This is a genomic window from Bradyrhizobium sp. USDA 4504, from assembly GCF_054063995.1.
This window is the reverse complement of the sequence record NZ_JBSSGV010000001.1, coordinates 4,171,966-4,185,895: the sequence shown is the minus strand read 5'-3', so window position 1 is coordinate 4,185,895 and position 13,930 is coordinate 4,171,966. Positions and strand designations below refer to the sequence as shown.

Annotated in this window: 12 protein-coding genes; 5 read left to right on the top strand and 7 right to left on the bottom strand. The window is 64.7% G+C overall.

Translation table 11 applies throughout. From position 1 onward, the window contains the following. Positions 1-190: 190 nt before the first annotated feature. Positions 191-376, top strand: a complete 186-nt coding sequence (locus tag ACVMB1_RS19615) for a helix-turn-helix transcriptional regulator (protein WP_456848970.1) — start codon at positions 191-193, stop codon at positions 374-376. 416 nt (positions 377-792) lie between these two features. Here the strand turns inward: ACVMB1_RS19615 and ACVMB1_RS19610 are convergent, their stop codons facing one another. Then, on the bottom strand, positions 793-2,016 hold the full coding sequence (locus ACVMB1_RS19610; protein ID WP_456848968.1) for a phenylacetate--CoA ligase family protein: 1,224 nt from the start codon (positions 2,014-2,016) through the stop codon (positions 793-795). Positions 2,017-2,111: 95 nt separating this feature from the next. Between ACVMB1_RS19610 and ACVMB1_RS19605 the strand changes: the two genes are divergently transcribed. Beyond that, positions 2,112-3,263, top strand: coding sequence for an AGE family epimerase/isomerase (locus ACVMB1_RS19605; RefSeq protein ID WP_456848966.1), 1,152 nt, complete (start codon positions 2,112-2,114; stop codon positions 3,261-3,263). Between the two features lie 64 nt (positions 3,264-3,327). Here ACVMB1_RS19605 and ACVMB1_RS19600 read toward each other — a convergent pair whose 3' ends face one another. The 6 genes from ACVMB1_RS19600 to ACVMB1_RS19575 all read right to left on the bottom strand — a co-directional run bounded on the left by ACVMB1_RS19600 (position 3,328) and on the right by ACVMB1_RS19575 (position 10,612). Next, on the bottom strand, positions 3,328-4,167 hold the full coding sequence (locus tag ACVMB1_RS19600; RefSeq protein WP_038380790.1) for an ABC transporter ATP-binding protein: 840 nt from the start codon (positions 4,165-4,167) through the stop codon (positions 3,328-3,330). A 166-nt stretch (positions 4,168-4,333) separates the two neighbouring features. After that, positions 4,334-5,617 carry an ABC transporter substrate-binding protein gene (locus tag ACVMB1_RS19595; protein WP_411781785.1) on the bottom strand — a complete coding sequence of 428 codons (1,284 nt, stop codon included), beginning with the start codon at positions 5,615-5,617 and terminating at the stop codon, positions 4,334-4,336. Between the two features lie 60 nt (positions 5,618-5,677). Further along, on the bottom strand, positions 5,678-6,751 hold the full coding sequence (locus ACVMB1_RS19590) for a branched-chain amino acid ABC transporter permease (RefSeq protein WP_057020451.1): 1,074 nt from the start codon (positions 6,749-6,751) through the stop codon (positions 5,678-5,680). Between the two features lie 3 nt (positions 6,752-6,754). Continuing rightward, the gene (locus ACVMB1_RS19585; protein ID WP_456848964.1) at positions 6,755-7,648 is read right to left on the bottom strand and encodes a branched-chain amino acid ABC transporter permease; all 894 of its coding nucleotides are present in this window, start codon (positions 7,646-7,648) and stop codon (positions 6,755-6,757) included. Between the two features lie 217 nt (positions 7,649-7,865). After that, positions 7,866-9,794 (bottom strand): AMP-binding protein, encoded by a 1,929-nt coding sequence (locus ACVMB1_RS19580; protein ID WP_456848962.1) that lies wholly within the window; start codon positions 9,792-9,794, stop codon positions 7,866-7,868. Further along, positions 9,791-10,612: an ABC transporter ATP-binding protein gene (locus ACVMB1_RS19575; RefSeq protein WP_016847995.1), complete on the bottom strand. Its 822-nt coding sequence runs from the start codon at positions 10,610-10,612 to the stop codon at positions 9,791-9,793. Before ACVMB1_RS19575 ends, ACVMB1_RS19580 begins: the two co-directional genes overlap by 4 nt. Before the next feature lie 399 nt (positions 10,613-11,011). Here ACVMB1_RS19575 and ACVMB1_RS19570 point away from each other — a divergent pair, with 399 nt between their 5' ends. From ACVMB1_RS19570 to fcl, 3 genes are all read left to right on the top strand, one after another. Beyond that, on the top strand, positions 11,012-11,686 hold the full coding sequence (locus ACVMB1_RS19570; protein WP_028343069.1) for a Crp/Fnr family transcriptional regulator: 675 nt from the start codon (positions 11,012-11,014) through the stop codon (positions 11,684-11,686). Positions 11,687-11,826: 140 nt separating this feature from the next. Beyond that, positions 11,827-12,927 carry a GDP-mannose 4,6-dehydratase gene (gene gmd / locus ACVMB1_RS19565; RefSeq protein ID WP_038380771.1) on the top strand — a complete coding sequence of 367 codons (1,101 nt, stop codon included), beginning with the start codon at positions 11,827-11,829 and terminating at the stop codon, positions 12,925-12,927. Beyond that, a complete protein-coding gene (gene fcl, locus ACVMB1_RS19560) occupies positions 12,908-13,852 on the top strand; it encodes a GDP-L-fucose synthase (protein ID WP_456848960.1) in 945 nt (314 codons plus the stop codon). The genes gmd and fcl overlap by 20 nt, the downstream gene beginning before the upstream one ends. The last annotated feature ends 78 nt before the right edge of the window (positions 13,853-13,930 follow it).

Below are 13,930 nucleotides of genomic sequence, written 5' to 3'. Positions count from 1 at the left end.
CTGTCCAGCGATCAGGTCAGCAGCGCGCTTCGTGGGATTGATTGCAACGTACGAGTATCGCGCCGTGGCGGCGGCCTGGGTGTGTCCCAGTAGGCGGCCAACGCTGTACTTTCGCGTATGCTCAAGCGGGGCACGATTCGCTAGGAGCGCGAGGTGAGTAACGCAACCCCCGTAATTGTAGGCCCGCAAGATGCTTGGTGTAAGACAAGTACTTGCGCTTGTACCGTTCAGCCGGCGCACGCTCTGCCGAGAAATGGAAGAGGGACACTTCCCTAAGGCACTGGAAATCGCGCCTCACCGAATCGCCTGGTACACGGAAGAAGTGAGGGCTTGGCAGGAAGGTTTGCGGAAAGGCTTAGATGCGGAGCAGGTGTGAGGTGGCTGGCAAGTGGCACGAGACATAGGGAACCCAAGTCTGATTACCGACGAGATGATTGTGCCTGGCGGTTCCTAGCCCCATGTGGATAGCTTTGCTTGGGTAGCGGCGTTCTCACTTATCGATTGGAAGTTTGGCGCGCTGAAATGGAATAAGGCGCTTTTGCCCTTTCGCCGGCAACACAAGTCACCGCGCACCATGCCCTGACTCAAACCGGCACAAACGTATTCGGCAATGAGGTCAATCATCGCCAGCGAGGCGCTTTGCCGTGCCCGAATCGGAACTTCCGGTTTGGGAAGGACGGTTTCCACGACGATTAGTCAGTGTTGCACGAAAAAGTCCCTACCCATCGCAACCTTAGGGCATGGGCCACATTCGTCGTATTTGCTTCTAGTCGCCGTTGGACGGTTGCGCACCTATCGCTCGTCCGCAATTACCTTGCCGTCGTTCGGCAGCGAGCCGATACCGACGAGCTCGACGGAGCCCCCCAGCTTGGTGACCGCACGCAGCGTCGCAGCAACTTTACTCAACAGGGCATCCGACGCCGAGGCACATTCGGCTCTCAGCGTCATCGCGTCGGCCTCGCCGGCGCGAGTGATGACGAGGCGCAGCCGTCCAAGATCGGGATGGCGCTTGCCGATCTCCGCGATCTGCTCGGGGCGCACGAACATTCCCTTCACCTTTGTGGTCTGGTCGGCGCGGCCCATCCAGCCCTTGATCCGCATGTTGGTGCGTCCGCACCGGCTGGCGCCGGGCAGGGCGGCGGTCAGGTCGCCGAGCGTGAGGCGAATCCAGGGATGGTGCGGATCTAGCGAGGTCACCACGATCTCGCCGACGTCACCCGGCGTAACAGGATCGCCGGTGCCGGGCTTGACGATCTCCAGGATCAGGTCCTCGTTGACCGTCATCCCCTCGCGCGCCGCCGTCTCGAACGCGATCAAGCCGAGATCGGCAGTACCGAAGGCCTGGTAGGCCTCGACGCCGCGCGACTTCATCTCCTCCTGCAATGATTTCGGAAATGCCGCGCCTGAGACCAGCGCGCGCTTGATCGAGGACACATCGCGGCCGGCGGTAGCGGCGGCGTCGAGCAGGATCTTCAGGAAGTCCGGGGTGCCGCTATAGCCAATCGGGCGATAGGCCTCGATCAGCTCGAATTGCTGCTCGGTATTGCCGGGGCCCGCCGGGATCACCGCGCAGCCGAGCGCCCGCGCGGAAGCATCGAAGATGAAGCCGCCGGGGGTGAGGTGATAGCTGAAGGTGTTCAGCACCACATCCCCCTCGCGAAAGCCCGCCGCAAACAGCGCGCGGGCGCCGCGCCAGGGGTCCGCCTGGCGGCTCTCCGGCTCGAAGATCGGCCCGGGCGAGGTGAACAGCCGGGCGAACGAGCCGGGCGTGTCGGCCACGAAGCCGCCGAACGGTGGGGCGGCCCTGTGCAGGGCCGGCAGTTCCGACTTGCGCAGCACCGGCAGCCCGGCCAGCGCCTCCCGGCTGGTGATGGAGGCGGGATCGGTGCCCCTCAACAGGTTGGCATAGGCCGGGGCCGCCATCGCCTTGTGCAGCACCTCGGGCAGCCGGGCGAACAACGCGGCCTCGCGCTCGGCCGGATCGCGTGTTTCAAGGGCGTCGTAATGGTCGGTCATGGCAGGTCCTTGAGAGGATGTGCGCGGGTTGCGTGCCGGTCCGCCCGTGCTATCAGACGGTGACCGCTGACATTGGGACGTTTCCAGGGAGCACGATGGCTGAGGCAGAGAGCGTTGCGGCGGACGGGGCCGCCGACGTCGTCGCGAGGCTGAAGCGCCGCATCGTCGACCAGGCCCTGCCGCTGTGGTCGACCGCAGGCTGGGACAGCGGCGCCGGCGGCTTTGTCGACCGGCTGCACCAGGATGGGACAGCGGACCGCGCCGCCCCGCGCCGGATCATGGTGCAGGCCCGCCAGATCTATTGCTACGCCAAGGCGGCCCAGCTCGGCTGGTATCCGGAAGGACGCGCGATCGCGCTGAAGGGGCTGGACTACCTGCTGGCCAAGGCCAAGGCGCCGGACGGTCGGCCCGGCTTCGTCTACAGCCTGACCGCGGAGGGCGGCGTGCACGATCCGCTGTGCGACACCTACGGCCACGCCTTCGTGCTGCTCGCGCTCGCGACCGCCTACGGCCTCGACCAGGACGCCCAGATCCGCGCCGAGATCGACGCGCTGCTGTCGTTCCTCGATACCCAGCTGCGCTCGCCCCATGGCGGCTTCCACGAGGGCCTGCCGCCCTCGATGCCGCGCCGGCAGAACCCGCAGATGCATCTGTTCGAGGCGATGATCGCGTGCTTCGACGCGACCCACGATTTGTCGTTCCAGAACCGCGCCGGCGATTTCTTCGCGCTGTTCCTCGCCAGCCTCTACGACAAGCAGACGCACACCCTCGGCGAATATTTCGAGGAGGACTGGTCGAAGATCCCGCCGGTCAGCGTCGAGCCTGGACACCTCGCGGAATGGGTCTGGCTGCTGAAGGGATTCGAGCGCATCACCGGCTGCCCGACCGGGCGCCCGCGCGGCGAGCTGCTGGCGTCGGCGCTGCGCTATCGCGACGCGGTAACCGGCTGCCTGGTCGACGAGGGCGACGCCGAGGGCAACATCCGCCGCCACACACGGCGGCTGTGGCCGCAAAGCGAGCTGGCAAAGGCCTGGACCGCACAGGCCGAGTCGGGCGAAGCCGGCGCGGCGGACGAGGCGCGTGCGGCGCTGGTGCTGCTCGAGCGGCACTATCTCGGCCATGCTGTGGCCGGCGGCTGGTACGACCAGTTCGACCGCGACGGCAATTCGCTGGTCGCCACGATCCCGGCGTCGTCGTTCTATCATGTGCTCTGCGCGGTCACTGAAGCCGAGCAGGTGCTCGGATAGAACCGCCTTCCTGGTCTGACGCGTTTTCTGCACACGCAACTCCGCCCGAAAACGCTCGCTATCCTCACAGCCAGCGCTTGCGCCGCTTGAAGCTCTTCAGGTTCTTGAAGCTCTTGCGCTGGTCGCCGGCGCCGCCGAGGTAGAATTCCTTGACGTCCTCGTTGTCGCGCAGCTCGTCGGCGGAGCCGTCGAGCACGACCTTGCCCTGTTCCATGATGTAGCCGTGGCTCGCGACCGAGAGCGCTGCGCGGGCATTCTGCTCGACCAGGAGGATCGTGACCCCAAGATCGCGGTTAATCTCCTTGATGATCGCGAACACTTCCTTGACGAGCAGAGGCGACAGCCCCATCGACGGCTCGTCCATCAGGATCATCTTCGGACGGGCCATCAGCGCGCGGCCGATCGCGAGCATCTGCTGCTCGCCGCCGGAGAGATAGCCGGCGAGGCCGGTGCGCTCCTTCAGGCGCGGGAAATATTTGAACACCATGTCGATGTCATCGGAAACCTCGCCGTCGCGCCGGGTGAAGGCGCCGAGCCGCAGGTTCTCCAGCGACGTCATGTCGGCGACGATGCGGCGGCCTTCCATCACCTGGAAGATGCCGCGGCGGACGATTTTGTCCGGATCGATGCCGTTGATGCGCTGGCCCTCGAACAGGATCTCGCCGCGGGTGACCTCGCCGTCCTCGGTCTTGAGCAGGCCGGAGATCGCCTTCAGCGTGGTCGACTTGCCGGCGCCGTTGGCACCGAGCAGCGCCACGATCGCGCCCTTCGGCACCTCGAGGCTGAGGCCGCGCAGCACCAGGATGACGTCGTCATAGACGACCTCGATGTTGTTGACGCTGAGCAGCGGCGGCGGCGGGACTGCCGTCGGCCCCGGGCGGGTGGCTTCGAGGGTTTCGTTCATGGCCTGTGTTACCCTTCGATGTCATTGCCGGGCATAGCCGTCGAAGGACGTCATCGCTTCCGCTCGCCTTTGACCCGGCAATCCATCGATCGGAATACGTCTTCGCTTGATGGACGCGCGGGTCGAGCCCGCGCATGACGATGTGTGGACGTGTTCGGCTGCCGCCTCACCACCCAAACCATTCCGGCTTGCGCGGCAGGTCGACGGTCTTCACCTTCTCGAGCTTGATCGTGCCCTTGCCCATCAGGTCGTTGATGTCGCCATCGGTCGCGCCCGAGACCTTCGAGCGATACAGGTCGACCTTCGTGGTCGGGCGGTGATCCTTTTCGGTCCAGGTCGAGGGATTGCAGACGCCGTCCATGCCGGCCGGCACCCAATCCTTCTTCTGGTAGAAGCCCTTGGCGACGTTCTCGCCGGTGGCGCCGCCGTTCTTGGCGGCCCAGTCGAGCGCTTCCTTCAGATAGAGCGCGCTGCAGACCGCGGCGATGTAGTGCACGGGCCGATAGACCTTGCCGGACGGGTCGGACATCTTGGAGATTTCCATCACCGTCTTCATGCCGGGGGCGTTGCCGCCCCAGCTCACCGCCGTACGGAGCGGGAAGATCACGCCGTCGGCTGCGTCGCCGGCAGTCTTGGCCGCGTTCTCGTCCATGCCCCAGACATTGCCGAGGAACTGGACGTCGACGCCGGCGGTCTTGCAGGCCTTCAGCACCGAGATGTTCGAGGCCGCCGTGTTGCCGAGATAGGCATAATTTGCACCTGAGCTCTTCAGGCTGAGACACTGCGCCGAGTAGTCGCCGGGCGACAGCGCGAACACCAGCGGCGGCAGCACCTCGAAGCCGAGCTCGGTCGCCAGCGCTTCACCGGCCGCCTTCGGTGCGTTCGGATACGGATGGTTGGCGCCCATGTGGACGAATTTCGGCTTGCCGGGCTTGCCCTTGGCCTTCCAGTCCTCCGCAGCCCAGGTCAGCATCGCGCGCATCGAGTCCGAATAGCTCGGGCCGTAGAAGAAATTGTACGGCGCGGGCTTGGCCTTGCCGCTGGTGCCTTCCGGATCGGTCAGCGCCGCGGCGTAGGAGCCGGAGATGTCCGGGATCTTGTCCTGCGCCAGGAAGCCGGTGAGGGCCTCGGTATCCGCCGTGCCCCAGCCCATGATCGCCGCGACCTTGCCGTCGGGCGCCGACCATTTCTTGTACAGCGCGATGGCGCGCGGCACCTGGTAGCCATAGTCGTTGCTGTCGACATTGAGCTGCTTGCCGCCGACGCCGCCATTCTTGTTGACCCAGGCGAAGGTGTCGGCGACGCCCTGGCCATAGGGGGTGCCGACGTCGGACGTGCCGCCCGAGAGGTCCTGCAGATGGCCGATGGCGATCTGCGCCTGTGCGGTGGCGGCCGCGCTGCTGATCAGCAGCGCAACGGAGACCGAGCTCAAAAGAGATCTAATCGTCATTTTTGCTTTCCTCCTGCTTATTCGTTGAACCGAATTTTGAGTTGCGTTCCGTGCCTTGCGTCAATGCGAGAACGGGTAGAGCTTCCAGTAAGCCTTGATCTGCCGCCAGCGATGCGCGAGGCCGTCGGGCTCGAACATCAGGAAGCCGATGATGATCAGGCCGATCGCGATCTCGCGCAGGAAGGTGATGTTGTTGTTGAGCTGCAGCGCCTTGTCGATGGCGCCGCCCTTCAGCCAGGCGCTCAGCCATTCCATCGATTCCGGCAGCAGCACCACGAAGGCCGTGCCCATCAGCGTGCCCATCACCGAGCCGGTGCCGCCGATGATGACCATCGCGAGGAACAGCACCGAGCGCTCGATGCCAAAGCCTTCCTGCGAGACCACGAGCTGATAGTGCGCGTAGAGCGCGCCGGCGATGCCGGCAAAGAAGGCGGCAAGCCCGAACGATAGCGTCCGGTACTTGGTGAGGTTGATGCCCATGATCTCGGCCGAGAGATAGTGATCGCGGATCGCGACCAGCGCGCGGCCGTCGCGGGTGCGCATCAGATTGGTGACCAGCAAATAGCTGATCACCATGTAGGCGAGCACGACGTAGAAATATTGCCGGTCGCCGCGCAGGGTGTAGCCGAAGATCGAGAACGGATTGGCGCTGGCGGGCACCGAGCCGCCCGAGAACCATTCGGCGCGCGAGAAGAAGTCGAGCAGGATGTACTGCGCGGCGAGCGTCGCGATCACGAGATAGAGTCCCTTCAGCCGCGCCGCCGGCACGCCGAAGATCAGGCCGACCAGCGCCGTGACGACGCCGGCGAGGGGGATGGCAAAGAACACCGGGATCGGCGCGTTGTTGGAGATGTAGGCCGAGGTGAACGCGCCGAACAGGAAGAACGCGGCGTGGCCGATCGAGATCTGGCCGGTGAAGCCGACCAGGACGTTGAGGCCGAGGGCCGCGATCGCGAAGATGCCGATCTGGATCGCGATCGAGAGCAGGTAGTTGGACAGCAGCATTGGCGCGAAGCAGGCCAGCACGATGCCGAGGATCGCGAAATTGCGGCTGGTCGCGGTCGGGAAGATCGTGGTGTCGGCCGCATAGCTGGTGCGGAAATCGCCCGAGGGGATGAGTGTGCTTGTCGCCATTGATCAGACCCGCTCAATATCCTTGGTGCCGAACAGGCCGTACGGCTTGATCATCAGGATGATGATCAGGACGTAGAACGGCGCGATCTCGTAGAGATTACCCCAGTGCAGGTACTGGCTGTCGACATACTGGGCGACGTTTTCCAACAGCCCGATGATGATGCCGCCGAGCACGGCGCCGCCGACCGAGTCGAGCCCGCCCAGGATCGCGGCCGGAAACACCTTGATGCCGTAGGCGGAGAGGCCGGACGACACGCCGTTGACCACCGCGACCACGACACCGGCGACCGCCGAGACGGTGGCCGAGATCGCCCACGCCATCTCGAACACGTTCTTGACGGAAATGCCGAGTGACTGCGCGACCTGCTGGTTGAAAGCGGTGGCGCGCATCGCAAGGCCATATTTGGAGGCGCGGAAGAACCAGGCCATGCCGACCATCATGGCGAGCGAGACCACGAGGCTCATGACATAGACGGTCTGGATCTGCAGCCCGAACAGGCTGACTGACTGGCTCTGGAACACGCGCGGGAACGGCTGCGGGTTGACGCCGAAGATCCACTTCAGCGCGGCCTGGAACACCGTCGACAGGCCGATCGTCACCATGATCACGGAGATGATCGGCTCACCGATCATCGGGCGCAGGATCACGACCTGGATCGCGATGCCGAAAATGAACATGAAGACCAGCGTGATCGGCATGCCGACCCAGAACGGCACCTGATACTTCGTCAGCAGCGCCCAGCACACCCAGGCGCCGACCAGCAGCAATTCGCCCTGCGCGAAGTTCACGACCTGTGTCGCCTTGTAGATCAGCACGAACGACATCGCGACCACGCCATACAGCGTGCCGACCACGAGGCCGTTGACGATCAGCTGGATCAGGAACTGGATGTTCATGGGGTGCGGTCGCTCCGGACTGCGGCGCCAGCACCCTCTCCCCTTGTGGGAGAGGGTGGCTTCGCAAAGCGAAGCCCGGCGAGGGGTTGTCTCCGCATCGGGATCGTGGAGAGGGTACCCCTCACCCAAGCGAGTTCGTGTCGACTAGCGGTGTAGCCCTCTCCCACAAGGGGAGAGGGCACATTCATGAGCACCGCGCTCTGGTCGCGCAACACAGTCATTCCGCGGCCTCCGCGAGCACGGCGCGGCCGAGGTCGACGACCTCGAGCGTGGTGCGGACGCGCTGGGTCGAGCCGTCCTGGAAGCGGATCATCGTGTCGACGGGGATGCTGGCCTTGCCGCGGTAGATCGCATCGATGATGTCGGCGTATTTCTCGTTGATCACGCCGCGGCGGACCTTTCGGGTCCGGGTCAGCTCGCCGTCATCGGCATCGAGCTCCTTGTAGAGTAGCAGGAAGCGCGAGATGCGCTGCGCCGGCGGCAGGGTGGCATTGACCGTCTCGACCTCCTTCTTGAGCAGAGCATAGACTTCGGGCCGCGAGGACAGGTCGGTGTAGGTCGTGAACGAGATCCGGTTCTTCTCCGCCCATTTCGAGATGATCGAGTAGCGGATGCAGATCATCGCCGCGAGCGCGTCGCGGCCGGCGCCGAGCACGACTGCTTCGGCGACATAGGGCGAGAACTTCAGCTTGTTCTCGATGTATTGCGGCGAGAAGCGCTCGCCGCGCGAGGTCTCGGCGAGATCCTTGATGCGGTCGATCACCACGAGCTGGCGGTTGTCGTTGTAGTAGCCGGCATCGCCCGAATGCATCCAGCCGTCCTTGATGTCGGCGACGGAGGCTTCGGGGTTCTTGTAATAGCCGTGGAACATGTTTGGGTGCCGCACCACGATCTCGCCGACGCCGTTGACGTCGGCATTGTCTATGCGGATCTCGATGTTGTCGGCCATCGGCACGCCGGTGGTGTCGGGATCGACCTTGCCCTCGGGATGCAGCGTGTAGGCGCCGAGCAGCTCGGTCTGGCCGTACAGCGTGCGCAGCGGCACGCCCATCGCCTGGAAGAACTTGAAGGTATCCGGCCCGAGCGCCGCGCCGCCGGTCGCCGCCGAGCGCAGCCGCGTGAAGCCGAGCCGGTCGCGCAGCGCGCGGAACAGCAGTTGGTCGGCGAAAACAGAACGCTTGCCCTCGGCGAGTGCCGCAAGGCCGGTCTTCATGCCGAGGTCATAGAGCCGCTGCTTGAGCGGCGAGGCGTCCATCACCCCGGCGCGGACGTCGGCCGCGATCGATTCCCAGACCCGCGGCGCGAACAGCACGAAGGTCGGCGCGATCTCGCGGAAGTCGTGCATCATGGTGTCGGGCTCTTCGACGAAGTTGACCTTCATCCGGGAGAGCAGCCCTTTGCCCAGCGCGTAGATCTGTTCCATGATCCAGGGCAGCGGCAGCACCGAAACATATTCGTCGTCCGGCCCCTTCGGATCGAAGGCGAGATAGGTCGCGCAGTGCCGCAGCACGCGTCCGGCCGAGAGCATCGCAAGCTTCGGGTTGGCCGTCGTGCCCGAGGTGGTGCAGAGGATCGCGACGTCCTCACCCTTCGTGGCGTCGACCAGCCGCTCGTAGAGCCCAGGCTCGCGCGCGGCGCGATCGCGGCCCAGCGCAACGAGCTTGCTCGCCTCCATCAATCGCGGATCGTCGTATTTGCGCATGCCGCGCGGGTCGGAATAGACGATGTGCTTGAGGTGGGGCACGCGATCGGCCAGGCCGAGCAACTTGTCGACCTGTTCCTCGTCCTCGGCGAAGACCAGCTTGGCCTCGCCATAGGTCAGGAGATAGGCGGCTTCCTCGTCCAGCACGTCGCGATAAAGACCGAGGCTCATCGCGCCAATCGCGTGGGCCGCGATCTCGGCGGCGACCCAGTCCGGCCGGTTGTCGCCGATAATGCCGATCACGTCGCCGCGGCCAAGCCCGAGCTCGACCATGCCGAGCGCGAAGTCATGGCTGCGGGTCTGGTAGTCGTTCCAGGTGAATTCGCGCCACAGCCCGAAATCCTTCTCGCGCAGCGCGATCTCGCTGCCATGCTCCTTGGCGTTGAGGCGCAGCATCTTGGGAAAGGTGTCGGCCTGCGCGGCGCGACCGGCGTAGTCCATCATGCGGCACTCTCCCGCACCGCCGGCTTGTCGTCGGGGTCGACCAGCACTTCGTCTTCCTCGCCGAGATAGGCGCGCTTGACATGGGGATCGGCGAGCACGGTGGCCGGATCGCCCTCGGCGATCTTGCGGCCGAAGTCGAGCACCATGACGCGGTGGGAGATGTCCATCACGACGCCCATGTCGTGCTCGATCATCATCACCGTCATGCCGAACTCTTCGTTGAGATCGACGATGTAGCGCGCCATGTCTTCCTTCTCTTCGAAGTTCATGCCGGCCATCGGCTCGTCGAGCAGGATCAGTTGCGGCTCGAGCGCCATCGCGCGGGCGAGCTCGACGCGCTTGCGCAGGCCGTAGGGCAGGGTGCCGGCGGTCGCCTTGCGCACCGATTGCAGATCGAGGAAGTCGATGATCTCCTCGACCTTGCGGCGGTGCTCCAGCTCCTCGCGGCGCGCGCCGGTCAGCCAGTACAGCGATCCCGTGATGAAGTTGTTCTTCAGGAGGTGATGGCGGCCGACCATGATGTTGTCGAGCACGCTCATGTGGTGGAACAGCGCGAGATTCTGGAACGTCCGGCCGATGCCGAGCCGGGGCCGCGCGTTCGGGTTGAGGCCGGTAATGTCCTGGCCGCGATAGAACAGCTGGCCTTCGGTCGGCCGGTAGCGGCCGGAGATGCAGTTGACGATCGAGGTCTTGCCGGCGCCGTTCGGGCCGATGATGGAGAACAGCTCGCCCTCGTTGACGCCGAAGCTCACTTCGGTCAGCGCGCGGACGCCGCCAAAGCGCAATGAGACTCCGCGCACCTCGAGACTATTAGCCACCCTGTTCCCTCCAGATACGGGCGCTTTGGCGCGCTCTTTATCTTCACTTCGATCTTACACTTCGATCTTACATGGGCCGCCGAAGGGAGACCACCCGACTAATGATGCCGGCGTTCGGGAGATCGCTCGACCCGATCGCCTGCGTCATGCGCGGTAACGCCGCACCCGCCTGCAAGCCCGTCCCTCGCGTCGTCCGCCTTCAGCGATCCATCAAGGAGCTGCGCGACGTTACGCGAGGTGGCTCTGAATACGAGAAAGCGATAGGTTGAATTGTCATGTGCCCGACATTTGGTCAGGAATTTTCGCTGGCATTCCAGGCCTCGGGTCCCTGGCTTCGCGCACGGCGTTGCTGCGGTGCAATATCGTTGCAGTCTCTTGGGGTAGGACGCCGTCGCTAGAATGATTGCTGCTGATTACCTGAGGCGCATCGCGGCCTGGTCGCGCGAACTGAGCGAGCAAGAAATCGAAATCGCGCGCGCCGGCATTTCCGAGAAATCCTATCGCGCCAACGAATTCATCTTCATGCGCGGCGACAACTTCCAGTACTGGACCGGCATCGTCACCGGGCTGGCGCGCATGGGCATCGTCTCGCGCGGCGGCAAGGCGGCGAGTTTCGCGGGCCTCACCGCAGGCGCGTGGTTCGGCGAGGGGACCGTGCTCAAGAATGAGCCCCGGCGCTACGATGTGGTCGCGCTGCGCGACACGCGCCTCGCGATGATGGATCGCCGGACCTTCGTCTGGCTTTTCGAGAACAGCGTCGGCTTCAACCGATTCCTGGTCGGCTCGCTCAATGAGCGGCTCGGCCAGTTCATCGCGCTGCTCGAATATGGCCGCACGCTGGACGCCACGGCACGGCTGGCGCGCTCGATCGCCTCGCTGTTCAATCCGATTCTCTATCCCGACCTGACGCTGCACCTTGAGATCACCCAGGAGGAGATCGGGGCGCTGTCGGGAATCTCCCGGCAGAATGCCAACCAGTGCCTGAAGCGGCTCGAGCGGGAAGGGCTGTTGCGGCTCGAATATGGCGGGGTGACCATCCTCAACCTCGACCGCCTGCGGCACTATGGCGAGTGACGGGTTCCGGGCGCATGGAGCCGTTTTCGCAGACCTAAAGTCCTGATTTCAAACGATTAAGCCATTAGACTTGGGGCAGGCTGGATGCTACAGACCGGCCTCGTCGGGATCGCGCGGTTTTCGCGCTCTCTGGAGATGACATGGCGGTTAAGGATTCGGCGGCTCAGGACTCAAAGCGGCGCGTTGCGCTGATCACCGGCGTTACTGGGCAGGACGGGGCGTATCTCGCCGAGTATCTGCTCGGTCTCGGCTACACCGTGCACGGGATCAAGCGGCGGTCGTCCTCGTTCAACACCGCGCGCGTCGACCATCTCTACCAGGACCCGCATGCCGGCAACGTGCCGTTCCTGATGCACTATGGCGACATGACCGATTCGACCAATCTGATCCGCCTGGTGCAGCAGATCCGGCCGACCGAGATCTACAACCTCGCCGCCCAGAGCCACGTCCAGGTCAGTTTCGAGAGCCCGGAATACACCGCCAACGCCGACGCGATCGGCGTGCTGCGCCTCTTGGAGGCGATCCGCATCCTCGGCATGGAAAAGGAAACGCGGTTCTACCAGGCCTCGACCTCGGAGCTTTACGGGCTCGTGCAGGAGGTGCCGCAGAAGGAAACCACGCCATTCTACCCGCGCTCGCCCTATGGCGTCGCCAAGCTCTACGGTTACTGGATCACGGTGAACTACCGTGAGGCCTACGGCATGTTCGCCAGCAACGGCATCCTGTTCAACCATGAGAGCCCGATCCGCGGCGAGACCTTCGTGACGCGCAAGATCACCCGCGCCGTCGCCCGCATCGAGGTCGGCCTCGAGAACAAGCTCTATCTCGGCAATCTCGACGCCAAGCGCGACTGGGGCCACGCCCGCGACTATGTCGAGGGCATGCACAGGATCCTGCAGGTCGACGAGCCCGGCGACTTCGTGCTCGCGACCGGCGAGACGCGGTCGGTCCGCGAATTCGTCGAGCTGGCGTTTGCCGAGGTCGGCCGCAGCATCGAATGGCGCGGCAAGGGCGTCGAGGAGGTCGGTGTCGACAAGGCGTCCGGCAACACCCTGGTGCAGATCGATCCAACCTATTTCCGCCCGACCGAGGTCGATCTTCTGATCGGCGACGCCAGCAAGGCGCGCGCCAAGCTCGGCTGGACGCCGAAGACGCCGTTCGCGCAGCTGGTGAAGGAAATGGTCGCCAGCGATCTCGTCGAGGCCAGGCAGGACGCGGCCAATGGCAAGCACGGCGTTTGAGCTGAAGGGCAAGACGGTCTTCGTCGCCGGCCATCGCGGCATGGTCGGCTCGGCGCTGATGCGCCGGCTGGCGCGCGAGCAGGCCGATCTCCTGACGGTGTCGCGCAGCAAGGTCGACCTGCGCGACCAAACCGCGGTCAACGCCTGGTTTGCCGCGAAGCGGCCGCAGGCCGTGTTCCTCGCCGCAGCCAAGGTCGGCGGCATCGTCGCCAACAACACGCTGCGGGCCGAATTTCTCTACGATAATCTGGCGATCTCGAGCAACGTGATCCAGGCAGCGCACGCCAATGGCTGCGAGAAGCTGATGTTCTTCGGCTCGTCCTGCATCTATCCGCGCCTGGCGCCGCAGCCGCTGCGCGAGGATTCGATGCTGACCGGCCCGCTGGAGCCAACCAACGAGCCCTATGCCATCGCCAAGATCGCCGGCATCAAGATGGCCGAGGCCTATCGCAGCCAGTACGGCGCCGATTTCATCAGCGTGATGCCGACCAATCTTTACGGCCCCGGCGACAATTATCACCCCGAATACAGCCACGTCGTCGCCGCGCTGATCCGCCGCTTCCACGAGGCCAAGGTTTCGGGCGCCGGCAACGTCGCGGTGTGGGGCACCGGCACGCCGCGCCGCGAATTCCTCTATGTCGACGATCTCGCCGACGCCTGCATCCATCTGATGAAGACCTATTCATCGCCCGAACTGGTCAATATCGGCACCGGCGAGGACATCACCATCGCCGAGTTCGCGCGCGTCGTCGCGGCCGCCGTCGGCTATCGTGGCGAGATCAGCTTCGACACATCGCGCCCGGACGGCACGCCGCGCAAGCTGCTCGACGTCGGGCGGCTGGCGAGGCTCGGCTGGCGCGCCAGCACCTCGCTCGAGGATGGCATCGCCCTCGCGTACCAGGCCTATCTGCGCGAGACGAAGTGACGCGGTAAACCTCCCGCCCTCCGACTGAGAATATCTGTCGGCTTGGCGACGCCGCGCGGCTAGGATGCGCGTGCCCAA

Coding starts and splice junctions, on each gene's coding strand:
- ACVMB1_RS19570 (WP_028343069.1), top strand. CDS start 11,012: ATGATTGCTGCTGATTACCTGAGGCGCATCGCGGCCTGGTCGCGCGAA.
- ACVMB1_RS19585 (WP_456848964.1), bottom strand. CDS start 7,648: ATGAACATCCAGTTCCTGATCCAGCTGATCGTCAACGGCCTCGTGGTC.
- fcl (WP_456848960.1), top strand. CDS start 12,908: ATGGCAAGCACGGCGTTTGAGCTGAAGGGCAAGACGGTCTTCGTCGCC.
- ACVMB1_RS19580 (WP_456848962.1), bottom strand. CDS start 9,794: ATGATGGACTACGCCGGTCGCGCCGCGCAGGCCGACACCTTTCCCAAG.
- ACVMB1_RS19595 (WP_411781785.1), bottom strand. CDS start 5,617: ATGACGATTAGATCTCTTTTGAGCTCGGTCTCCGTTGCGCTGCTGATC.
- ACVMB1_RS19600 (WP_038380790.1), bottom strand. CDS start 4,167: ATGAACGAAACCCTCGAAGCCACCCGCCCGGGGCCGACGGCAGTCCCG.
- gmd (WP_038380771.1), top strand. CDS start 11,827: ATGGCGGTTAAGGATTCGGCGGCTCAGGACTCAAAGCGGCGCGTTGCG.
- ACVMB1_RS19590 (WP_057020451.1), bottom strand. CDS start 6,751: ATGGCGACAAGCACACTCATCCCCTCGGGCGATTTCCGCACCAGCTAT.
- ACVMB1_RS19605 (WP_456848966.1), top strand. CDS start 2,112: ATGGCTGAGGCAGAGAGCGTTGCGGCGGACGGGGCCGCCGACGTCGTC.
- ACVMB1_RS19615 (WP_456848970.1), top strand. CDS start 191: ATGCTTGGTGTAAGACAAGTACTTGCGCTTGTACCGTTCAGCCGGCGC.
- ACVMB1_RS19610 (WP_456848968.1), bottom strand. CDS start 2,016: ATGACCGACCATTACGACGCCCTTGAAACACGCGATCCGGCCGAGCGC.